The organism is Achromobacter sp. 2789STDY5608621 (assembly GCF_001299375.1).
Lineage (GTDB): Bacteria > Pseudomonadota > Gammaproteobacteria > Burkholderiales > Burkholderiaceae_B > Achromobacter > Achromobacter insuavis.
The window spans coordinates 1-20,557 of sequence record NZ_CYTU01000028.1; the positions used below are offsets into that span (position 1 = coordinate 1).

19 protein-coding genes are annotated in these 20,557 nt (G+C 68.1%); 12 read left to right on the forward strand and 7 right to left on the reverse strand.

Annotated elements, in window-relative coordinates:
• From AOZ53_RS22185 to AOZ53_RS22200, 4 genes are all read left to right on the forward strand, one after another.
• On the forward strand, positions 1 to 389 hold a 389-nt coding region (locus AOZ53_RS22185), incomplete at its 5' end, for an SPOR domain-containing protein (protein ID WP_197286512.1).
• A gap of 86 nt (positions 390 to 475) precedes the next feature.
• Entirely contained in the window at positions 476 to 1,108 is a 633-nt protein-coding gene (locus AOZ53_RS22190) for a thiol:disulfide interchange protein DsbA/DsbL (RefSeq protein WP_054433928.1), read from the forward strand.
• Positions 1,109 to 1,273: 165 nt separating this feature from the next.
• Positions 1,274 to 2,485: an ABC transporter substrate-binding protein gene (locus AOZ53_RS22195; RefSeq protein WP_054475297.1), complete on the forward strand. Its 1,212-nt coding sequence runs from the start codon at positions 1,274 to 1,276 to the stop codon at positions 2,483 to 2,485.
• On the forward strand, positions 2,464 to 3,423 hold the full coding sequence (locus AOZ53_RS22200; protein WP_054489381.1) for an alpha/beta hydrolase: 960 nt from the start codon (positions 2,464 to 2,466) through the stop codon (positions 3,421 to 3,423). The genes AOZ53_RS22195 and AOZ53_RS22200 overlap by 22 nt, the downstream gene beginning before the upstream one ends.
• Before the next feature lie 99 nt (positions 3,424 to 3,522).
• Here AOZ53_RS22200 and metC read toward each other — a convergent pair whose 3' ends face one another.
• Both metC and AOZ53_RS22210 read right to left on the reverse strand, forming a co-directional pair.
• Positions 3,523 to 4,716 (reverse strand): cystathionine beta-lyase, encoded by a 1,194-nt coding sequence (metC, locus tag AOZ53_RS22205; RefSeq protein ID WP_054489431.1) that lies wholly within the window; start codon positions 4,714 to 4,716, stop codon positions 3,523 to 3,525.
• Positions 4,717 to 4,798: 82 nt separating this feature from the next.
• Positions 4,799 to 5,497: a nitroreductase gene (locus AOZ53_RS22210; protein WP_054475307.1), complete on the reverse strand. Its 699-nt coding sequence runs from the start codon at positions 5,495 to 5,497 to the stop codon at positions 4,799 to 4,801.
• Between the two features lie 77 nt (positions 5,498 to 5,574).
• Here AOZ53_RS22210 and AOZ53_RS22215 point away from each other — a divergent pair, with 77 nt between their 5' ends.
• Positions 5,575 to 6,201, forward strand: a complete 627-nt coding sequence (locus tag AOZ53_RS22215) for a LysE family translocator (protein ID WP_054433924.1) — start codon at positions 5,575 to 5,577, stop codon at positions 6,199 to 6,201.
• Between the two features lie 54 nt (positions 6,202 to 6,255).
• On the opposite strand, the gene AOZ53_RS22220 is transcribed toward AOZ53_RS22215, so the two are convergent.
• Positions 6,256 to 7,323 carry an MBL fold metallo-hydrolase gene (locus tag AOZ53_RS22220; RefSeq protein WP_054475309.1) on the reverse strand — a complete coding sequence of 356 codons (1,068 nt, stop codon included), beginning with the start codon at positions 7,321 to 7,323 and terminating at the stop codon, positions 6,256 to 6,258.
• Between the two features lie 73 nt (positions 7,324 to 7,396).
• Here AOZ53_RS22220 and AOZ53_RS22225 point away from each other — a divergent pair, with 73 nt between their 5' ends.
• The gene (locus AOZ53_RS22225; protein WP_006392261.1) at positions 7,397 to 7,780 is read left to right on the forward strand and encodes a MerR family transcriptional regulator; all 384 of its coding nucleotides are present in this window, start codon (positions 7,397 to 7,399) and stop codon (positions 7,778 to 7,780) included.
• Between the two features lie 7 nt (positions 7,781 to 7,787).
• Positions 7,788 to 8,120: a YnfA family protein gene (locus AOZ53_RS22230; protein WP_180180090.1), complete on the forward strand. Its 333-nt coding sequence runs from the start codon at positions 7,788 to 7,790 to the stop codon at positions 8,118 to 8,120.
• Positions 8,121 to 8,218: 98 nt separating this feature from the next.
• Here AOZ53_RS22230 and AOZ53_RS34360 read toward each other — a convergent pair whose 3' ends face one another.
• The 4 genes from AOZ53_RS34360 to AOZ53_RS22245 form a co-directional block, all read right to left on the reverse strand.
• Complete coding sequence (locus AOZ53_RS34360) at positions 8,219 to 8,944, reverse strand: hypothetical protein (protein ID WP_156333480.1); 726 nt, start codon at positions 8,942 to 8,944, stop codon at positions 8,219 to 8,221.
• A 10-nt stretch (positions 8,945 to 8,954) separates the two neighbouring features.
• Positions 8,955 to 9,416: a hypothetical protein gene (locus AOZ53_RS34365; protein ID WP_156333481.1), complete on the reverse strand. Its 462-nt coding sequence runs from the start codon at positions 9,414 to 9,416 to the stop codon at positions 8,955 to 8,957.
• A 243-nt stretch (positions 9,417 to 9,659) separates the two neighbouring features.
• On the reverse strand, positions 9,660 to 10,631 hold the full coding sequence (locus AOZ53_RS22240) for a Bug family tripartite tricarboxylate transporter substrate binding protein (RefSeq protein WP_054475315.1): 972 nt from the start codon (positions 10,629 to 10,631) through the stop codon (positions 9,660 to 9,662).
• 131 nt (positions 10,632 to 10,762) lie between these two features.
• Complete coding sequence (locus AOZ53_RS22245; RefSeq protein ID WP_054433920.1) at positions 10,763 to 11,941, reverse strand: M20 aminoacylase family protein; 1,179 nt, start codon at positions 11,939 to 11,941, stop codon at positions 10,763 to 10,765.
• 245 nt (positions 11,942 to 12,186) lie between these two features.
• Between AOZ53_RS22245 and AOZ53_RS22250 the strand changes: the two genes are divergently transcribed.
• The 5 genes from AOZ53_RS22250 (at position 12,187) to AOZ53_RS22270 (ending at position 20,549) form a co-directional block, all read left to right on the forward strand.
• A complete protein-coding gene (locus AOZ53_RS22250) occupies positions 12,187 to 13,365 on the forward strand; it encodes an isovaleryl-CoA dehydrogenase (protein WP_054433919.1) in 1,179 nt (392 codons plus the stop codon).
• 11 nt (positions 13,366 to 13,376) lie between these two features.
• The gene (aceK, locus tag AOZ53_RS22255) at positions 13,377 to 15,242 is read left to right on the forward strand and encodes a bifunctional isocitrate dehydrogenase kinase/phosphatase (RefSeq protein WP_054433918.1); all 1,866 of its coding nucleotides are present in this window, start codon (positions 13,377 to 13,379) and stop codon (positions 15,240 to 15,242) included.
• A gap of 34 nt (positions 15,243 to 15,276) precedes the next feature.
• Complete coding sequence (locus AOZ53_RS22260) at positions 15,277 to 16,458, forward strand: acetyl-CoA C-acetyltransferase (RefSeq protein WP_054433917.1); 1,182 nt, start codon at positions 15,277 to 15,279, stop codon at positions 16,456 to 16,458.
• Positions 16,459 to 16,746: 288 nt separating this feature from the next.
• Complete coding sequence (locus AOZ53_RS22265; protein ID WP_054433916.1) at positions 16,747 to 18,354, forward strand: carboxyl transferase domain-containing protein; 1,608 nt, start codon at positions 16,747 to 16,749, stop codon at positions 18,352 to 18,354.
• 179 nt (positions 18,355 to 18,533) lie between these two features.
• Positions 18,534 to 20,549, forward strand: a complete 2,016-nt coding sequence (locus tag AOZ53_RS22270) for an acetyl/propionyl/methylcrotonyl-CoA carboxylase subunit alpha (RefSeq protein WP_054475326.1) — start codon at positions 18,534 to 18,536, stop codon at positions 20,547 to 20,549.
• Positions 20,550 to 20,557: the final 8 nt, after the last annotated feature.

Consider the following 20,557-nt stretch of genomic DNA (forward strand, 5'->3'; position numbering starts at 1 on the left):
TGCCGACCTCCAACACCCCCCCCGCCGCCGCGCCGGCCGTGGCCCCCACGCCCGCGCCGGCCGCCAGCGCGCCGCCCACGCCCATCGCCAAGATGGCGCCGACCCCGGCGCCCGCGGCCAAGGCGCCGGTCGCCAGCGCCGCCCCGACGGCGTCGGCCAATGGCTCGTACTACCTGCAGGCCGGCGCCTTCCGCGGTCAGGACGACGCCGAATCGCTCAAGGCCCGCATCATCCTGCTGGGCCTGCCGGTGGCGGTGCAGAAGGCCGAGGTCAACGGCAAGCCGATCAACCGCGTGCGCGTCGGTCCGTTCGCCCGCCTGGACGACATGAACCGCGCCCGCGGCCGGTTGGGCGAAAACAAGATTGAAACGGCGGTGGTGCGCCAGTAACACGGCGCCCCCATCATGGTTTTTGATTGAACTAATCCGGGCCTGGCCCTGTCTGTAACCTCTTTGTTCAGGAACCTCACCCCATCATGCTGTCCCCCAAGCTCATCCGCATCCTGGCAGCCGCCGCGCTGACCGCCACCGCGTTCTTCAGCCCGGTCAGCCACGCCCAGGGCACCCAGGCCTACGTGCCGATCAATCCGCCGCTGCCGTCGGATACCCCGGGCAAGATCGAGGTCCTGGAATTCTTCGCCTACACCTGCCCGCACTGCGCCGCCATGGAACCCATGGTCGAGGACTGGGCCAAGACCAAGCCCGAAGACGTCGTGCTCAAGCAGGTGCCGATCGCCTTCAACGCCGGCATGAAGCCGCTGCAACAGCTGTACTACACGCTGCTGGCCCTGGATCGCCCCGACCTGCACGCCAAGGTCTTCACCGCCATCCACGGCGAGCACAAGCGCCTGATCGACAAGAAGGCCATGGGCGAGTGGGCCGCCTCGCAAGGCGTGGACCGCGCCAAGTTCGACTCGGTGTTCGACTCGTTCAGCGTCCAGACCCAGGTGCAGCGCGCCAACCAGCTGGCCGAGGCCTATCGCATCGACGGCACGCCGTCCTTCGCCGTGGGCGGCAAGTTCATGACCTCGCCGGTCATGGCGGGCAACAGCTACGAAGGCGCCCTGAAGGAAGTGAACCAGCTGATCCCGATGGCCCGCGGCAACTGACCCGCGCCTGAATCACGTTCCTGAAAACGCCCCGCGCCTTCCGGCCGGGGCGTTTTTCATGGGGTCATCCCCAGGGCGCGCGGACGCGGCAAACGCCGCGCCGCGGGCTACACTTCCTCCCACAATAATTCGCCGCCCCGCGCGGCCTACAAGGGTGGAAGACAAATGAGACAGCAATTCCTGCGCCGCGCGGCGCTGGGCGCGTGCCTGGCGCTGGCCGGCCTGAGCGCGCACGCCAATGACGCCGATGGCGTGAAGATAGGCGTCCTGACGGACATGGCCGGCGTCACCGCCGACGCCACCGGACGCGGTTCGGTCGAGGCCGCGCGCCTGGCGATCGAGGAACTGGGCGGCAGCGTGCTCGGCAAGCCCGTGTCGCTGGTGTCCGGCGACCACCAGCACCGGCCCGACATCGGCAGCAGCATGGTGCGCAAGTGGTACGACACCGACGGCGTCGACGTGGTGGTGGATGTGCCCAATTCATCGGTGGCGCTGGCGGTGCAGGGCATCGCGCGCGAAAAGAAGAAGCTGGTGCTGTTCTCCAGCCCCGGCACCACCGCGCTGACGCAGGCGCAATGCTCGCCCTATGGCGTGCAATGGACCTACACCACCTACGCGCTGTCGCGCGGCACCGCCACCGCCGTGGTCAAGGAAGGCAACAAGCGCTGGTTCATCCTGGCGTCCGATTACGCCTTCGGCAAGCAGCTGGCCGCCGACACCGAGACCGTGGTCAAAGCCAACGGCGGCGAGGTCGTGGGCACGGTGTTCCATCCGCTCAACGCCTCGGACTTCGCCTCGTTCCTGCTGCAGGCGCAGGCCTCCAAGGCGCAGATCATCGCCGTCGCCAACGCCGGCGGCGACACCATCTCGGCGATCAAGCAGGCGGCCGAATTCGGCATCTCCAGCGGCGGCCAGAAGCTGGCGGCGATGCTGTTGCTGCTGACCGACGTGCACAGCCTGGGCCTACAGGCCGCGCAGCACACCTACCTGACGGTGCCGTCCTATTGGGACATGAACGACGGCACCCGCGCCTTCACCAAGAAGTTCGAGGCCCGCCTGGGCCGCCCGCCCACCTTCCTGCAGGCCGGCGTGTACAGCTCGGTGCGCCACTACCTGCGCGCGGTGCAGGCGGCCGGCACGACCGATTCGGACGCGGTGATGGCGAAGATGAAGTCGATGCCGATCGACGACCCCTTCAGCCTGAACGCGCACATCCGCGAAGACGGCCTGGTGGTGCGCGACATGATGCTGGCGCAGGTGAAATCGCCCGACCAGTCCAAGGCGCCCTGGGACTACTACAACATCGTGCGCACCATTCCCGGCGACTCGCTCGCCTGGCCCCTGTCGGAAAGCCAATGCTCGCTGGTCAAGAAATAGGCCCCCTGGCGCTGGCCGATTTCGGCAGCTTCTACGCGGGCGGGCGGCAGGCCCATATCGCCGGCCGCCCCGTGCGCGAGATCGCCTTCACCAAGACCGCCTCGCTGACGTACGACCCCAACGGGCTGTACCACGTCGAGCAGGCCTACGTGCAGTACTTCATCCCCGCCGAGCGCCGCCACCCGCTGCCGCTGGTGCTGCTGCACGGCGGCGGCATGACCGGCGCGATGTGGGAACAGACGCCGGACGGCCGGCATGGCTGGCTGCAGCATTTCGTGCGGCAGGGCCACGCGGTCTATGTGGTCGACAACGTCGAGCGCGGCCGCGCCGGCTGGACGCCGTTCGAGGAGGTCTGGCCGGATGCGCCGATCGTGCGCAACGCCGAGGAAAGCTGGTCGCTGTTCCGCTTCGGCCGCGCCGAGGACTACGCGCAGCGCCGCGCGTTCGACGGCCAGCGCTTTCCGCTGGCGGCCTTCGATGATTTCATCCGCCACGCCGTGCCGCGCTGGCTGGGCAACAACGATGCGGCGCTGGCGGGCTTCTGCGCCGCGCTGGAACGCATCGGCCCGTGCCTGGTGCTGGCGCACAGCCATGGCGGCGAAGTGGCCTACCGCGCGCTGCAGGCGCGGCCGGAACTGGTCCGCGGCGTCATCGGCATCGAGCCGTCGGGGTTCTCGGCGGAAGTGGACCCGACGGCGGTGGCGGGCAAGCCGTTCCTGTTCGTCTATGGCGACTATCTCGACGCCACGCCGCTATGGGCCAGGCTGGATGCGGCCGGGCAGGCCTACGCCGACCAGTTGGCAGCACGGGGCGGCCGCGTCACCCGCTGGCGACTGGCCGACATGGGTATCCGCGGCAATTCGCACATGCCGATGATGGACGACAACAGCGACGACATCGCCGCGCGCATCGGCGCGTGGATCCGCGCCAACGCCTGACATACGGCGGCGCCTTGCCACAAGGGCTTGCGCCGGCCTTCGTCGCGGGTGGGGATGGCGCGTCGGCCGGGCACGGCCCGGCCCGCGGTCACGCCGGGGTCAGCCCTTGACCGCCGCGGCCTTTTCCAGCGCCTGGGTCAGGTCGGCGATGATGTCCTGCGGCGACTCCAGGCCGATGTGCAGGCGCACCAGCGCGTTCTCGCCCTCGCCCCAATAGCGGTGTTTCGACAGGTCCTTGGGGGACACCAGCTGCACCAGGCTTTCGTAGCCGCCCCACGAGAAACCGATGCCGAACAGTTCCAGTTCGTCCACGAACACGCGCGCCGCGGCCGGCGACAGGCGCAGCTCGACGGACAGCATGCCGTTGGAACCGGTGCAGTCGCGCTGCCACAGCGCGTGGCCCGGGTCCTGCGGCCAGGCCGGGTGGAACAGGCGCACGGTCTCGGGGCGCTGCTTGAAGAACTCGCAGACCTCCAGCGCGTGGCGCGCGTGCTGCGCCATGCGGATCGGCATGGTGCGCACGCCGCGCAGCGCCAGCCAGGCATCGTCGGCGCTGATGGAATAACCCATCGCGTACTGCGTGCGGTTCAGCTTCCTGGCGATGGCTTCGTCATTGGTGACCACCGCGCCCAGCATCAGGTCGGAGTGGCCGCCCACGTACTTGGTGCCGGCGATGACCGACACCTGCGCGCCCAGCGTCAGCGGCCGATAGATGTAGCCCGAGCCCCAGGTGTTGTCGGTCGCCAGCACCAGGCCGTGGCGCTGCGCGACGGCGGCCATGGCGCCCATGTCGAGCATCTCGAACAGCAGCGAGCCGGGCGATTCCACATACAGCAGCCTGGTGTTGGGCTGCACCAGCGCGTCCAGGTCCTCGCCGGCGGCGAAGTAGGTGACGGCGATGTTCATGCGCTTGAGCACGGCATCGTCGAGCTCGCGCATCGGGCCGTAGACGCAATCGGAGATCAGGGCATGGTCGCCGGCCGAACACAACGCCAGCATCACCATCGTCATGGCCGACAGGCCCGACGGCGCGAGATACGCGTGGGTGCCGCCTTCGAGCTGCGCGAAGACCTGCTCCAGCGCGGCGTGCGTGTCCATGCCCATGCGGCCGTAGGTGGTGGCGCGGCCACCGGCGGCCTTGGTGCGCTGGGCCTTTTCCAGCGCCGCCAGGTTCTCGAAGCGCACCGTGCTGGCCCGCATCGGCGGCAGCGGCACCGGCGCGGTGCCCGTCTCGGGGTTGAACGGGGCGGTGCCCGCGTGCTGCAAAACCGTATCGATGTGTTTGGTAGCCATCTTCAAGAGGGAGTGCTTGCGTATTGTGGGGAATCCGAACCGTAGCAGGAACGCGCGCGGATGTCGCGCCCCCGGTCCGGTGTCAGTCGATCCAGCGCACCGCCGCGTCCAGGTCGGCGCGGCGGGTGCGGTAGCTGTTGGCCGGATGCGCGGCGTCCGCGTAGCCGAACGAGATGGCGCAGACCACGCGGCGGTCGGCGCCGATGCCGAGCTGCTCACGCAGCACTTCGGGATACATCGCCAGCGAGGCCTGGGCCACCGTGGCCACGCCATTGGCCTGCGCCGCCAGCAGGAAATTGGCGACGTAGCCGCCGCAGTCGATGGCGCCGTATTCGCCCAGCGCCTCGTCGGTGGTGATGATGGCCACGTGCGGCGCGTCGAACAACTGGAAGTTGCGCAGCTCCTGGCGGCGGTAGGCCTCGCGGTCGCCGCGCGCCACGCCCACCGCGCCGTACAGCTGGAAGCCCGACTCGCGGCGCCGCGCCAGGTAGTCGCCCTGGTACTCGCGCGGAAACGGGAAGTCGGGCGTGAAACCCGATTGCCCGGCGCGTTCCACCAGGGCCCGGCTCAGACGCCGCGCGCCGTCGCCCGAGGCCACCGTCACCTGCCACGGCTGGCAGTTGCACCAGGACGCGGTGCGCTGCGCCAGCGTCAGGATGCGTTCGATGGTGGCGCGCGGCACCGGCCCGGGCAGAAAGGCGCGGCAGCTGTGGCGCGCGCGCAGCCAGCCTTCGAGCGCAGCGTCGGGGCGCGCGGCAGCGGATTCGGGTACGGCGGACATGGTGTCTCCTTGGTTTCCTCGTATGATGCCACTTGATTGCCGGCGCGCAAGGCGCCGCCCGACCCTGGCGAGACCCCATGCTGCCCTTCGATTCCCTGATCGCTTTCTTCGGCATTGCCGTATTGCTGGCCCTCACGCCCGGACCCGACAACCTGTTCGTGTTGATGCAGTCGGCCATCTGGGGCCGCAAGGCCGGGCTGTTCGTGGTGCTGGGGCTGTGCACCGGCCTGCTGGGCCATACCGCCGCGGTGGCGCTGGGGCTGGCCGCGGTGTTCGCCGCCTCGCCGGTGGCCTTCACGGTATTGAAGCTGGCCGGCGCGGCGTATCTGGCCTATCTGGCCTGGCAGATCCTGCGGGCGCCGGTACATGCCGAGGATGGCGAACGGCCGGCGCCGATGAAGACGTCCGCGCTGTACCGCCGCGGCATCGTCATGAACCTGACCAACCCGAAGGTGCTGCTGTTCTTCTTCGCCTTCCTGCCGCAGTTCACCTCGCCCAAACTGGGTTCGGTGGGCTGGCAGACGGTGCAGCTGGGCGCGGTGTTCATGCTGGCCACGCTGCTGGTGTTCGGCGCCATCGCCTTCTTCTCGGGCGCGTTCGGCGAACTGCTGCAACGCTCGGTCACCGCCAAGCGCTGGCTCAACCGCATCGCGGCGCTGGTGTTCGTGGGGCTGGCGGTGCGGCTGGCGACGGCCACGCGCTGACACGGCCGGCTCGCGCCCGCGGAAGGCCGCCGCGCAACGCGGCGCAATACCGCGTCAGGCCGCCTTGAAGCGCACGATGCCGTCCGCGCCGGTGGCGCGGGTCAGCTTGCCCTCGAAGTACAAGGCATGCAGGTGCGCCAGCGCCTCGCCCATGGCGAAGGTCAGCTGGTGCAGGTCGAGCTTGCGCTTGAACAGCACCGGCACGATGTCCGAGGTCGATTGCGGAGCGGCCGCACAGGCTTCCAGCACTTCGGCCAGGCGGTCGCGGTGATGCTCGTGCTGCTGCGCGATGCGTTCGTGCAGGCCCTTGAACGGCCGGCCGTGCGACGGCAGCACCAGCGTGTCGCGCGGCACGTCGGCGTAGCCGTCGAGCGAGCGCAGGTACAGCGGCAACGGATTGGCGTCGGGCTCGTAGTCGAACACGCTGACGTTGGTGGAGATGCGCGGCAGCACCATGTCGCCGGAGATCAGCACGCCCAGGTCGGGCGAATGCAGCGAGGCGTGCTCGGGCGCGTGGCCGTAGCCGACGATGACGCGCCAGTCGCGCGCGCCGATGCGCACCGGGTCGCCGTGCATGATGCGGGTGTAGCGCGCGGGCACCGCCGGCACCAGGTTGGGGAAGTAGTTGGCGCGCTGGCGGATCTGTTCCTGCGCGTCCGGATCGGTCAGTCCGTGACGGGCGAAGTGGTCGACGGCCGACTGGCCGCCGGGACCAGCGCCGGCGTCATTGCGGCGCGACGACCACAGCGACGCGACCATGAAGTCGGTCATGGTCATCCACAGCCGCGCATCCCAGCGTTCACAGAGCCAGTAGGCCAGGCCGATGTGGTCGGGGTGCATGTGGGTGACGATGACGCGCAGCACCGGCAGGCCCTCGAGTTCGTTCTCGAACACCTTTTCCCATAGCGCCTTGACCTCGTCGCGCGAGATGCCGCAGTCGACGATGGTCCAGCCGTCGCGGCCGTCGATGCGATCACGCAGCAGCCAGAGATTGATATGATCCAGCGCGAACGGCAGCGGCATGCGGATCCATTTGACGCCCTCGGCCACCTGGTGGGCGCGGCCGGCCTCGGGCTGGAAATCGGCCCAGGGATACTGCAGCTTCTGTTCGTTGGGGTTCATTGCCTCGCTCTCCACGCTTGACGATCGCGTCAAGTCATCATAATTTACGTTTACGTAAACTGCCACACGTCGCATGTCCCCGTCAACCTGGACCATCTCCGAGCTCGCCCGCGAGTTCGACGTCACGCCCCGCACGATCCGCTTCTATGAAGACCAGGGGATCGTCAGCCCGGCGCGCGAGGGCCGCAACCGCATCTTCGGACCGCGCGACCGCACGCGCCTGAAGCTGGCCCTGCGCGGCAAGCGCCTGGGCCTGCAGCTGTCCGAGATCCTGACGCTGATCGACATGTACGACGGCCCCGGCGACACCGAGGTGCAGTTGCGCCAGTACCTGGCGGTGCTGGCCCAGCATCGCGCCACGCTGGAACAGCAGCGCCGCGACATCGAAGACACCCTGCAGGAAATCGCGGTGCAGGAACGCCAGTGCCACGACCTGCTCGCGCAGCAGCGAGCCTGACCGCGTCATGGGCATGCTGCAGACCTTCGCGCTGTTCGTCCTGACCGCGCTGGCCGAGATCGTCGGCTGCTACCTGCCGTACCTGTGGCTGCGCCGCGGCCATTCGATCTGGCTGCTGGCGCCGGCCGCCGTCAGCCTGGCCCTGTTCGCCTGGCTGCTGACGCTGCACCCGACCGCGTCGGGTCGCGTCTATGCGGCCTATGGCGGCGTGTACATCGGCATGGCGCTGCTGTGGCTGTGGGCGGTCGATGGCGTGCGGCCCAGCGTCAGCGATTATGTCGGCGTGGGGCTGTGCCTGGCGGGGATGCTGGTGATCATGTTCGGGCCTAAAGCCGCCTGACACACCTCCAAGACTGGGTATTGCGTCCCGACACCACTCACGCGGATTGATCCGAGACCAACATAGAAGGCCTTTCCGCGCATGGAAGGTAGTCAGGATCAATCCGGCATGCTCTCCATGACCTTGCGTACGAAATCCAGTGATGGCGCTTGTGTTCCCGCCACGCGAAGCGTCATCATTTTTTCGCCACTGCGCCAACGCACCATCGTCATCTCCTGACCATCCTCGGGCCGAACCAGGCGGGTCGCCACAACACCGCGTGGATGACCGCCCGCTGACATCGTCGCGTTCACTTGTTCAGCGGATAGCAGATTGACCATGCCTCCTTTACTCAACAGTGTTTCCGAAAGGATGACGGCGTCCACGTCTGGGCACTCATAGGCGCGGACCAGGCCGGTCAGCTTGGCGTCCACTTCAACACCGGCGGGTGTCTGGCACTGCAAGGCACAGCGGCTCAGCGGACCCTTTGATACGTCCGCCGGATGTATCCAGGAGGAGCGTAGTCGCGCGGGAAGGCTGTTGTGTGCTTGCGCGAGTTGTTCAACGCGTGCCTTCAACGGCTTGAATGAGCGTTGCAGGACAGGCACGGACGCGAGGTCACTGAAGACGATTGGCTTGGCGCTACGCGCCTTCGGTCGAATTTGACGCAATTTTCGTTCTTCCCACCGCTTTCTGGCATCTACAGGCATGTTGGCGGGAGGTTGAAGGTCTCCCACCGCAGGGAACTCAGTGGGAACGGGCGCTGCGGCATGAACCATGCCTCCAGGCCAGGGAAAAAGAATAACCAGTGCAAGGACAGTGGCTTTGTAACTGCTGTGGAACATTGAGCGCTCTCTAGAAGCTGCAATCATCGGCCAAGGTACGTACGCACTCTTCCAGGGTGGCCGTTGCGCCACCAAAACTGTCCGTGCAATTCTGGTAGATCAGCGCCCAGCCCTCATCCGGATCCGTTCGCGGAGCGGGCTGAATGAGGTGATAGCCTTCGACCTGCCAAAAGCCTTCTCCTGCTGCAAACCATGCGACTGCCGCAGACCGCCAAGTTACTTCCGGTCCGGCGCTGATAAAAACTTCAGAGAAGTCGTCCAGGTTGGTTTGGTACGACTGCGTATACAAGTTCCAATATGAAGCGCCACTGGTATCCCATGAAATGGATTCATTGTTGATGCAATTGGCGCGAGAGAACATGCTCATGTGCCAGACGGGAACCTCTGTCGTCGGGTCATATGCCGCGGCAGTCGCGCAGACAAGTCCAAGCCCCAGAAGCCAAGTGAAAGTGAATCGTGTGCGCAACTTCATTCGAACGTTTCCCTAATCAAGTCCCGCTTTGCGTAGGCCTTGCTCGAAGAGATTACCGGGGAGATAACGACTCACACACGATCCTGGGGGCATATGTCAGACCATCACTCAGATCGGTTGGCGCCGTCCGAACGCCACGCCCGATTCGCATGACGCAAACCAGCCCTGCCCGCGCCAATAAAAAACGCGCTCCACAAGGAGCGCGCTTTGCATTGGACCGCCGACATTCAGGCGGCGCTGGCGTCATTCCGCCTTGATGTTGCCTTCCTTGATGATGCGGGCGTTGTTGGCGTATTCCGCCTGCACCTGCTTGACGAAGGCCTCGCCGGACGCGGTGCCGGGCTGCAGGTAGGACTTGGCCAGCAGGTCCTGGAACTCGGCGCTGGCCACGGCCTTGGCCAGCGCGGCCTGCAGCGGGCCCGCCACCGTCGGCGGCAGATTGGCCGGCGCGAAGATGCCGAAGTTCGAGTAGTACTGCGCCTGCGGCAGCTTCAGTTCGGCCATCGTGGGCACGTCGGGCCAGGCGGCCAGGCGCTCGGGCGCCATCACCGCCAGCGGCTTGAGCGCGCCGCTGGCCACGTGCGGCAGCACCACGTCGGTGTTGACCACCAGCAGCTCGACCACGCCGCCCAGGCCGTCGGTCAGCGCCTGGCTGTTGCCGCGGTAGGGCACGTGCAGCATCTTGGTGCCGGTCTGCGTGGTCAGCGCCGCCATGCCGATGTGGGCCACGGTGCCCTGGCCCGGCGTGCCGTAGCGCACGCCGTCCGGGTGCGACTTGGCGTAGTCGATCAGGCCGGCGAAATCCTTCACCGGCAGGGCCTTGGTGGCGACGATGGCCACGGGCGCCACGGCCACGCTGGCCACCGGCGTCAGGTCCTTCATCGGGTCGTAGTTGGTCTTGGCCAGGTGCGGGAAGATGGTCAGCGGGCTGGTGGAAGCCAGCAGCAGGGTGGCGCCGTCCGGCTGGGCGCGCGCCACGAAGTCGGTGCCGACCGAGGCGCCCGCGCCGGGCTTGTTTTCGACGATGACGGTGGCGTTGGCCTCCTTGCGCAGCACGTCGCCCAGGCGGCGGCCGATCGCGTCGGCGCTGCCGCCGGCGGTGTAGGGCACGACCAGGGTGATGGGCTTGGCGGGCCAGCCCTGCGCCAGCGCGGCGCCGCCCGTCATGATCGCCAGGGCCGCCCCCGCGGCCGTGAACAACATCTTCTTTTTCATAGCTTCCTTGTGGTGTTGCGTAGCACTGCGTGAGGTAATGCGTGAAACGGGTAAAGCAAAAGGAAAACTTGTCGTGGCGACAAAGGCGGTGACCGCGAAGGCGACACGCGCGTCGCGACGGCCGCGCGCGATCAGCCGGCCAGGTAGCGCTGCGCCAGGCGCACCCAGTAGCTCGCGCCCGGCGCGATCAGGGCGTCGTTGAAGTCGTAGCTGGTGTTATGCAGCATGCACGGGCCCAGGCCGTGGCCGGCCATGCGATGGTCGCCGTCGCCGTTGCCCAGGAACACGTAGCAGCCGGGCTTTGCCTGCAGCAGGAAGGCGAAGTCCTCCGAGGCCATCACCGGCTCGATCACGCGGGCGTGGTCGGCGCCGGCCACCTCGCGCATGACCTCCATGCAGAACTCGGTCTCGGCCGGCGTATTGATCAGCGCCGGATAGCGCCGCTCGAAATAGACCTCGGCCTCGCAGCCATGGGCGGCGGCGATGCTGCCGGCGATCTCGTGCATGCGGCGCTCGATCAGGTCGACCACGTCGGTGCTGTAGGCGCGCACCGAGCCGCCCAGCCAGGCGCTGCCCGGGATCACATTGATGACGCTGCCGCCGGCCTGCACCTGGGTGATGGACAACACGGCGGCGTCCAGCGGGCGCTTGCTGCGGGTCAGGATGGTCTGCAGCGACTGGCCGATGGCGAACAGCGCCGGCACCGGGTCGGCGCAGTCGTGCGGCGCGGCGGCGTGGCCGCCCTTGCCGCGCACGGTGATCTTGAAGCCGTTGGCGGACGCCATCATCGGGCCGGCGCAGACGCCGAACGAACCGGCCTCCAGGCCGGGCCAGTTGTGCATGCCGAACACGGCCTCGCAGGGAAAGCGGTCGAACAGGCCGTCCTGGATCATGGCGCGGCCGCCGGCGCCGCCTTCCTCGGCCGGCTGGAAGCAGAAATAGACCGTGCCGTCGAAGCCGCCCTGCTGTTGCAGGTGGCGCGCGGCGGCCAGCAGCATGGCGGTGTGGCCGTCGTGGCCGCAGCCGTGCATCTTGCCGTCGTGGCGCGAGCGGTGCTCGAACTGGTTCTCTTCCTGCATCGGCAGGGCGTCCATATCGGCGCGCAGCATGATGGCGCGGTCGGAAGCGCCGCGCTTGATGACGCCGACCACGCCGGTCTTGGCGATGCCGGTATGGGTCTCGATGCCCCAGCCGCGCAGCGCATCGGCCACCACCTTGGCGGTGCGGTGCTCTTCGTAGCAGAGCTCGGGATGGGCGTGCAGGTCGCGCCGCAGCGCCACAATATCGTCGAGATTGGCCAGGTCGGACACCGCTGACTCCGTAACAAAATTTGAGGTTTCAAGGATCCGGGGAATAGTACCCAGGGGCGTTCCCCCGGGACGCAAACATTTGCCTAGGGAAAACCCGACTCTTATTTACGTTTACGTAAACGTAATATTTGCGGTGCATCATTGCGTAGCCAGCGTCGATCAGCGCATCATGGGGCCACGCGGCGAGATCCGGCGCGATCCTGGCGCCCATAAGAATGTAAGTACCCACTATCACGGAGACAGCGATGAACCTTCCTGGCCTGAACTTCGATCTGGGCGAAGACCTGGACATGCTGCGCGACGCCGTGCGCACTTTCGCGCAGGCCGAGATCGCGCCGCGCGCCGCCGAAGTCGACCGCAGCGACCAGTTCCCCATGGACCTCTGGCGCAAGTTCGGCGACCTGGGCGTGCTGGGCATGACGGCCAGCGAGGAATACGGCGGCGCCAACATGGGCTACCTGGCCCACATGGTGGCGATGGAGGAAATCTCCCGCGCCAGCGCCTCGATCGGCCTGTCCTATGGCGCCCACTCGAACCTGTGCGTCAACCAGATCAACCGCAACGGCACCCCGGCGCAGAAGGCCAGATACCTGCCCAAGCTGATTTCCGGCGAACACGTCGGCGCGCTGGCCATGAGCGAACCGGGCGCCGGCTCGGACGTGGTCAGCATGAAGCTGCGCGCCGACAAGAAGGGCGACCGCTACGTGCTCAACGGCACCAAGATGTGGATCACCAACGGCCCCGACGCCGACACCCTGGTGGTCTACGCCAAGACCGACCCCGAGGCGCACCAGCGCGGCATCACCGCGTTCCTGGTGGAAAAGGGCTTCAAGGGTTTCTCGGTGGCGCAGAAGCTGGACAAGCTCGGCATGCGCGGCAGCCACACCGGCGAACTGGTGTTCCAGGATTGCGAGATCCCCGAGGAAAACGTGCTGGGCCAGGTCAACGGCGGCGTCAAGGTGCTGATGAGCGGCCTGGACTACGAACGCGCGGTGCTGTCGGGCGGCCCGGTCGGCATCATGCAGGCCGTGATGGACGTGGTGGTGCCGTACATCCATGACCGCAAGCAGTTCGGCCAGGCCATTGGCGAATTCCAGCTGATCCAGGGCAAGGTGGCGGACCTGTACACCACGCTGCAGGCCAGCCGCGCCTTCTGCTACCAGGTCGGCAAGAACCTCGACCGCCTCGGCGCCGAGCACGTGCGCCAGGTGCGCAAGGACTGCGCCGCGCTGATCCTGTACACCGCCGAGAAAGCCACCTGGATGGCCGGCGAGGGCGTGCAGATCCTGGGCGGCAATGGCTACATCAACGAATACCCCGTGGGCCGCCTCTGGCGCGACGCCAAGCTGTACGAGATCGGCGCCGGCACCAGCGAAATCCGCCGCATGCTGATCGGCCGCGAGCTGTTCGCCGAAACCGCCTGAGCCCGGCCGCCATGATCCGCACGTCCGACGTCCAGCACATCGAGCAGGCGCCCGCGCAGGGCCCCTCGGCGCTGGAGGTCGCGCGGCGGATCCTGGCCGGCTTCGACCGCCACTACGCGCTGTTCCGCTACAGCGCGCAGCGCGCCAAGGCGCTATTCGAATCGGGCGACTGGCACGGCATCCAGCGCCTGTCGCGCGAACGCATCGAGTACTACGACATGCGGGTGCGCGAGTGCGCCAGCCAGCTCGAGGGCGTGCTGCGCGGCCGTCCCGAAGGCGCGGTCGGCGTCCACGGCGCCGACGAGGCCAACGGCGCGGCCGCCCCGGCCCTGACCGCGACGCAGACCGCCTACTGGCAGCAGATCAAGCAGGAATTCGTCGGCCTGCTGGGCGAGCACCGCCAGCCCGAATGCGCCGAGACCTTCTTCAACTCGGTGTCGTGCCGGCTGCTGCATCGCGACTATTTCCACAACGATTTCCTGTTCGTGCGGCCGGCCGTGGCCACCGACTACCTGGACAGCCGCATGCCGTCGTACCGGGTCTACTACCCGGTGACCGAGGGCCTGCAGAAGAGCCTGATCCGCATGGTGGCCGACTTCGGCCTGGCGCTGCCGTTCGAGGACCTGCCGCGCGACACCCGCCTGCTGGCGCGCGCCGCGGTGCGGCAGCTGCGCCAGCAGTTGCCGCGCCACGTCGGCCGCCGCATCGCCAGCGACTGCCAGGTGCACGCGCTGGGCTCGCTGTTCTTTCGCAACAAGGGCGCCTACATCGTCGGCCGCCTGATCAACCAGGGCACCGTCTACCCCTTCGCCGTGGCGCTCACGCGCAACCCGGCCGGGCAGGTGAACCTGGATGCGCTGCTGCTGGGCGCGGACGACCTGAGCACGCTGTTCAGCTTCACGCGCGCGTATTTCCTGGTGGACATGGAGACGCCGGCCGCGGTGGTCAACTTCCTGGCCAGCCTCTTGCCGCGCAAGCCCAAGGCCGAGCTGTACACCATGATCGGGCTGCAGAAGCAAGGCAAGACGCTGTTCTACCGCGATTTCCTGCACCACCTGGCGCATTCGCGCGACGCCTTCGACATCGCGCCCGGCATCAAGGGCATGGTGATGTGCGTGTTCACGCTGCCGTCCTATCCCTACGTGTTCAAGCTGATCAAGGACCGCATCGACAAGGACGGCATGGACCACGCCACCGTGCGGCGCAAGTACCAGATGGTCAAGCTGCACGACCGCGTCGGCCGCATGGCCGATACCTGGGAATATTCCCAGGTGGCGCTGCCGCGCGACCGCTTCGCCGCGCCGCTGCTGGACGAACTGCGGCGCCTGGTGCCCAGCCTGATCGAGGAAACCGGGGACACCGTGGTCATCCGCCACGTCTACATCGAGCGGCGCATGACGCCGCTGAACCTGTACCTGAGCCAGGCGTCCGACGCGCTGCTGGAGCCGGCCGTGCGCGAATACGGCGACGCCATCCGCCAGCTGGCCGCGGCCAACATCTTCCCCGGCGACATGCTTTACAAGAACTTCGGCGTGACGCGGCTCGGACGGGTCGTGTTCTACGACTACGACGAAATCCAGCGCATGACCGAAATGAATTTCCGACGGATTCCGCCCGCCCCCAACGAGGAGGCGGAAATGGCGTCGGAACCCTGGTACGCCATCGGACCGAACGACGTCTTCCCCGAGGAGTTCGGCCGCTTCCTGCTGGGCGACGCGCGCGTGCGCGGCGCCTTCCTGCGCCACCATGCCGACCTGCTGGAACCGGATTGGTGGCAGGCCTGCCGCGCCCACGTGGCGCAAGGCCGGATCGAAGAATTTTTCCCTTACGATACGGACAGACGCCTGCGCCCGGCATCCGCCGGCGCGGCCTCGTAAGCAGACGCTGTCCCGACCCTCACAGGAGCTAGTCATGTCAGATCCCATCGTTATCGTTTCCGTCGCCCGCACGCCCATGGGCGGCATGCTCGGCAGCCTGTCCGGCCTGGCCGCGCACGAACTCGGCTCGATCGCCATCAAGGCCGCCGTCGAGCGCGCCGGCGTCAAGCCCGAACAGATCGAAGAAGTCATCATGGGCAACGTGCTGCAGGCCGGCCAGGGCCAGGCGCCCGCGCGCCAGGCCGCGCTGGGCGCGGGCCTGCCGCTGGGCGTGGCGTGCACCACCATCCACAAGGTGTGCGGTTCGGGCCTGAAGGCCGCCATGTTCGGCCACGACCTGCTGGCCGCGGGCTCGGCCAACATCGTCGTCGCTGGCGGCCAGGAAAGCATGAGCAACGCCCCCTACCTGCTGCTCAAGGGCCGCCAGGGCTACCGCTACGGCCACAACACCGTGTATGACCACATGGCGCTGGACGGCCTGGAAGACGCCTACGACAAGGGCAAGGCCATGGGCGTGTTCGCCGAGGACTGCGCCGCCAAGTATTCGTTCACCCGCGAGCAGCAGGACGCGTTCTCGCTGGAATCGCTGCGCCGCGCCCGCGCCGCCACCGAGGACGGCAGCTTCAAGTGGGAAATCACCCCCGTCACGGTCGCCGGCCGCAAGGGCGACACCGTGATCGACACCGACGAGGCCCCCACCAAGGCCATGCCGGAAAAGATCCCCACCCTCAAGCCCGCGTTCAAGAAGGACGGCACCGTCACCGCCGCCAACTCGTCGTCGATCTCCGATGGCGCCGCCGCCATGGTGCTGATGCGCGCCTCCACCGCCGAGAAGCTCGGCGTCAAGCCGCTGGCCCGCATCGTGGCGCACAGCCAGCACTCGCAGGAACCGAACTGGTTCACCACCGCCCCCGTCGGCGCGTTGAAGAACCTGTTCGCCAAGACCGGCTGGAAGGCCGAGGACGTGGACCTGTACGAGATCAACGAAGCCTTCGCGGTGGTCACCATGGCCGCCATGGCCGACTTCAAGCTGCCGCACGACAAGGTCAACGTGCACGGCGGCGCCACCGCCCTGGGCCACCCCATCGGCGCCTCCGGCGCCCGCCTGATGACCACGCTGATCGGCGCGCTGCGCAAGACCGGCGGCAAGCGCGGCGTGGCCACGCTGTGCATCGGCGGCGGCGAAGCCGTGGCGATGGCGATCGAGATGATCTAAGGCGGTACTTCTCCCGAGGCGCACTTTTTCCCTGGATGTCCCTGGGAAAAAGCGCCCCCTCGGGGGGCAGGAAGCCCGCGTAGCGGGTACACCGAGGGGCATCATTTCGCTGCGCCTTTTCCGCAAGGCGAAGTCCGCGACGGGTCGGTCGCGGGCCGTGCGGGAGAGGCGCAACGAAATGCAGCTGAGTTAATCCATGACAAGAATGCCCGGCTCAGCGGGCAGCGAGACAAACCGCTCGATCCCGAGCGCCTTCAACATCCCAATCAGCAGGACGGGTGGTACCCCATGCCCATCATCGAATCCCGCATCAATCCGCGGTCGCAGGACTACACCGACAACGCGCGCGCCATGCAGGCGCAGCTGGACGACCTGAGCCGGCAACTGGCGCAGACCGCGCTGGGCGGCAGCGAATCCTCGCGCGCCAAGCACGTGGCGCGCGGCAAGCTGCTGCCGCGCGACCGCGTCGAGAACCTGATTGATCCGGGGTCGCCGTTCCTGGAACTGTCGCCGATGGCGGCGCACGGCATGTACGACGGCGACGCGCCGGGCGCGGGCGTCATCACCGGCATCGGCCGCATCGCCGGCAACGAATGCGTGATCGTCTGCAACGACGCCACCGTCAAGGGCGGCACCTACTACCCGATGACGGTCAAGAAGCATCTGCGCGCGCAGGAGATCGCCGCGCAGAACCGGCTGCCGTGCGTCTACCTGGTCGACTCCGGCGGCGCCAACCTGCCGCAGCAGGACGAGGTCTTTCCCGACCGCGAACACTTCGGCCGCATCTTCTACAACCAGGCGCAGATGTCGGCGCAAGGCATCGCGCAGATCGCGGTGGTGATGGGCTCGTGCACCGCCGGCGGCGCCTACGTGCCCGCCATGAGCGACGAGTCCATCATCGTCAAGAACCAGGGCACCATCTTCCTGGGCGGCCCGCCGCTGGTGAAGGCCGCCACCGGTGAGGAAGTCAGCGCCGAGGACCTGGGCGGCGGCGACGTGCACACGCGCCTGTCGGGCGTGGCCGACCACCTGGCGGCCAACGACATGCACGCGCTGCAACTGGCGCGCGGCGCCGTGGCGCGCCTGAACCGCCAGAAGCCCGCGCCGCTGGCCACCGTGCCGGTGCGCGAGCCGCGCTACGACCCGGCCGAGCTGAACGGCATCATCCCCGCCGACACGCGCAAGCCGTATGACGTGCGCGAGGTCATCGCGCGCATCGTCGACGGCTCCGAGTTCGACGAATTCAAGGCGCGCTTCGGCCCCACGCTGGTGACGGGCTTTGCCCACATCCACGGCATGCCAGTGGGCATCGTCGCCAACAACGGCATCCTGTTCTCGGAATCGGCGCAGAAGGGCGCGCACTTCATCGAGCTGTGCGCGCAGCGCAAGATCCCGCTGGTGTTCCTGCAGAACATCACCGGCTTCATGGTCGGCCGCAAGTACGAAAACGAAGGCATCGCGCGCCACGGCGCCAAGATGGTGACGGCGGTGGCCACGGCCAACGTGCCCAAGTTCACCGTGCTGATCGGCGGCTCGTTCGGCGCCGGCAACTACGGCATGTGCGGCCGCGCCTATTCGCCGCGCCTCCTGTTCATGTGGCCCAACGCGCGCATCTCGGTGATGGGCGGCGAGCAGGCCGCCAGCGTGCTGGCCACGGTCAAGCGCGACGGCATCGAGGCGCGCGGCGGCCAGTGGTCGGCGGCCGAGGAAGACGCCTTCAAGGCGCCGATCCGCGAGCAGTACGAACGCGAGGGCCATCCGTACTACGCCACCGCGCGGCTGTGGGACGACGGCATCATCGCGCCGGCCGACACGCGCCGCGTGCTGGGGCTGGCGCTGTCGGCGGCGCTGAATGCGCCGATCGAGGACACGCGCTTCGGCGTCTTCCGGATGTAGAAGAACCCACCCCCTACGCGCTGCGCGCGCCCCCTCAAGGGGGCGACACCGGCGGACCGGCGAAGCCGGATCCGCGGTGTCCCCGATAAGGTCGGCGTAATGCGACGTGTGAGGGTTTTGGATGCAACGCGCTCGCCGCTGCAACGTAGTCAACGAATCATCCCAGTCTGGATAACGCCATGTTCGATACCCTGCTGATTGCCAACCGCGGCGAGATCGCCTGCCGCGTCGCCGCCACCGCCCGCCGCCTGGGCATCCGCACCGTCGCCGTCTATTCCGACGCCGACGCCAACGCCCGCCACGTCGCCGCTTGCGACGTCGCGGTGCATATCGGCGGCCCCGAGCCGCGCGCCAGCTACCTGCGCGCCGACGCCATCCTGCAAGCCGCGCGCGACACCGGCGCCGGCGCCATCCACCCCGGCTACGGCTTCCTGTCGGAGAACGAAGCCTTTGCCGAAGCCGCCGAACAGGCCGGCATCGCCTTCGTCGGCCCGCCGGCCTCGGCCATCGCCGCCATGGGCAGCAAGTCCGCGGCCAAGTCGCTGATGGAAAAGGCCGGCGTGCCGCTGGTGCCCGGCTACCACGGCGACAACCAGGACCCGCAATTCCTCAAGGAACAGGCCGACGCCATCGGCTATCCGGTGCTGATCAAGGCCAGCGCCGGCGGCGGCGGCAAGGGCATGCGCGTGGTCGAATCGACGGGCGCGTTCCTCGATGCGCTGGCCTCGTGCCAGCGCGAGGCCGCCTCCAGCTTCGGCGACGACCGCGTGCTGATCGAACGCTATCTGCAGAAGCCGCGCCATATCGAGATCCAGGTGTTCGCCGACACCCACGGCAACTGCGTCTACCTGTTCGAGCGCGACTGCTCGGTGCAGCGCCGCCACCAGAAGGTGATCGAGGAAGCGCCCGCGCCCGGCATGACCGAGGAACGCCGCCGCGCCATGGGCGAAGCCGCCGTGGCCGCCGCGCGCGCGGTGGGCTATGTGGGCGCCGGCACGGTGGAATTCATCGCCGAGCCCGACGGCCGCTTCTACTTCATGGAAATGAACACGCGCCTGCAGGTCGAGCATCCGGTCACCGAGATGATCACCGGCCACGACCTGGTCGAATGGCAGCTGCGCGTGGCCGCCGGCCAGCCGCTGCCGGCGCGCCAGGAAGACCTGCGCATCCACGGCCACGCCATCGAGGCCCGCATCTACGCCGAGAACCCGGAGAAGGGCTTCCTGCCGTCGATCGGCACGCTGGCCTACCTGGGCCTGCCGGCCCACGTCGCCTTCGCCAACGGCGACATCCGCGTCGATGGCGGGGTGCGCACCGGCGACACCATCACGCCGTTCTACGACCCCATGATCGCCAAGCTGATCGTGCACGGCGCCGACCGCGACCAGGCCCGCGCCCGCATGCTGCAGGCGCTGGCGCAGACCCAGGCGGTGGGGGTGCAGACCAACGTCGCCTTCCTGTCGCGCCTGATGCGCGACAGCGCCTTCGCCGCCGCCGACCTCGATACCGGCCTGATCGAGCGCCAGCGCGCCACGCTGCTGCCCGAGCCGACGCCGGCCGACGCCGCCACGCTGGCGCTGGCCACGGCCGCCGTGCTGGCCAGCCAGGGCCAGGCGCAATCGGCGCCGCATGCCGCCGCGCCGGCCGATCCGTGGGACACACGCGACGGCTGGCGCCTGGGCGGGCGCTACCAGCGCCAACTGCAATGGATCGACAACGGCGAGACCCGCCACGTCGGCGTCGCGCGTCAGGGCGCCGACTGGACCCTGGACAGCGGCGACGGCGCCCGGCCCTTCGCCTGGCGCGCCGAGCAGGCCACGGGCCCGGCCCGCGTGCTGCGCATCACGCTGGACGGCCGCGAACGCGCCGGCACCGTGGTGCTGCACGCCGACAAGGCCCACGTCTTCGGCGACGGCGGCGCGCGCGTGCTGGACCTGTACGACCCGCTGGCGCACGCCCAGGACACCCAGGGCGACCACGGCGGCGGCCTGACCGCGCCGATGCCCGGCAAGATCATCTCCATCGCCGTCAAGGCCGGCGACAGCGTCGCCAAGGGCCAGCCGCTGCTGGTGATGGAGGCCATGAAGATGGAGCACACCATCTCGGCGCCGGCCGACGGCAAGGTCGAGGAACTGTTCTACGCCGTCGGCGACCAGGTGACGGAAGGCGCGGAACTGGTGTCGATCGGCGACTGAGGCCGTCC

Excerpts from the sequence above, each read along its gene's own strand:
- AOZ53_RS22265 (WP_054433916.1), top strand. The coding sequence starts at position 16,747 with ATGCCCATCATCGAATCCCGCATCAATCCGCGGTCGCAGGACTACACC.
- AOZ53_RS22215 (WP_054433924.1), top strand. The coding sequence starts at position 5,575 with ATGCTGCCCTTCGATTCCCTGATCGCTTTCTTCGGCATTGCCGTATTG.
- AOZ53_RS22230 (WP_180180090.1), top strand. The coding sequence starts at position 7,788 with ATGGGCATGCTGCAGACCTTCGCGCTGTTCGTCCTGACCGCGCTGGCC.
- AOZ53_RS22225 (WP_006392261.1), top strand. The coding sequence starts at position 7,397 with ATGTCCCCGTCAACCTGGACCATCTCCGAGCTCGCCCGCGAGTTCGAC.
- AOZ53_RS22260 (WP_054433917.1), top strand. The coding sequence starts at position 15,277 with ATGTCAGATCCCATCGTTATCGTTTCCGTCGCCCGCACGCCCATGGGC.
- AOZ53_RS22195 (WP_054475297.1), top strand. The coding sequence starts at position 1,274 with ATGAGACAGCAATTCCTGCGCCGCGCGGCGCTGGGCGCGTGCCTGGCG.
- AOZ53_RS22250 (WP_054433919.1), top strand. The coding sequence starts at position 12,187 with ATGAACCTTCCTGGCCTGAACTTCGATCTGGGCGAAGACCTGGACATG.
- aceK (WP_054433918.1), top strand. The coding sequence starts at position 13,377 with ATGATCCGCACGTCCGACGTCCAGCACATCGAGCAGGCGCCCGCGCAG.
- AOZ53_RS22210 (WP_054475307.1), bottom strand. The coding sequence starts at position 5,497 with ATGTCCGCCGTACCCGAATCCGCTGCCGCGCGCCCCGACGCTGCGCTC.
- AOZ53_RS22240 (WP_054475315.1), bottom strand. The coding sequence starts at position 10,631 with ATGAAAAAGAAGATGTTGTTCACGGCCGCGGGGGCGGCCCTGGCGATC.
- AOZ53_RS22190 (WP_054433928.1), top strand. The coding sequence starts at position 476 with ATGCTGTCCCCCAAGCTCATCCGCATCCTGGCAGCCGCCGCGCTGACC.
- AOZ53_RS34365 (WP_156333481.1), bottom strand. The coding sequence starts at position 9,416 with ATGAAGTTGCGCACACGATTCACTTTCACTTGGCTTCTGGGGCTTGGA.
- metC (WP_054489431.1), bottom strand. The coding sequence starts at position 4,716 with ATGGCTACCAAACACATCGATACGGTTTTGCAGCACGCGGGCACCGCC.
- AOZ53_RS22270 (WP_054475326.1), top strand. The coding sequence starts at position 18,534 with ATGTTCGATACCCTGCTGATTGCCAACCGCGGCGAGATCGCCTGCCGC.
- AOZ53_RS34360 (WP_156333480.1), bottom strand. The coding sequence starts at position 8,944 with ATGTTCCACAGCAGTTACAAAGCCACTGTCCTTGCACTGGTTATTCTT.
- AOZ53_RS22220 (WP_054475309.1), bottom strand. The coding sequence starts at position 7,323 with ATGAACCCCAACGAACAGAAGCTGCAGTATCCCTGGGCCGATTTCCAG.
- AOZ53_RS22200 (WP_054489381.1), top strand. The coding sequence starts at position 2,464 with ATGCTCGCTGGTCAAGAAATAGGCCCCCTGGCGCTGGCCGATTTCGGC.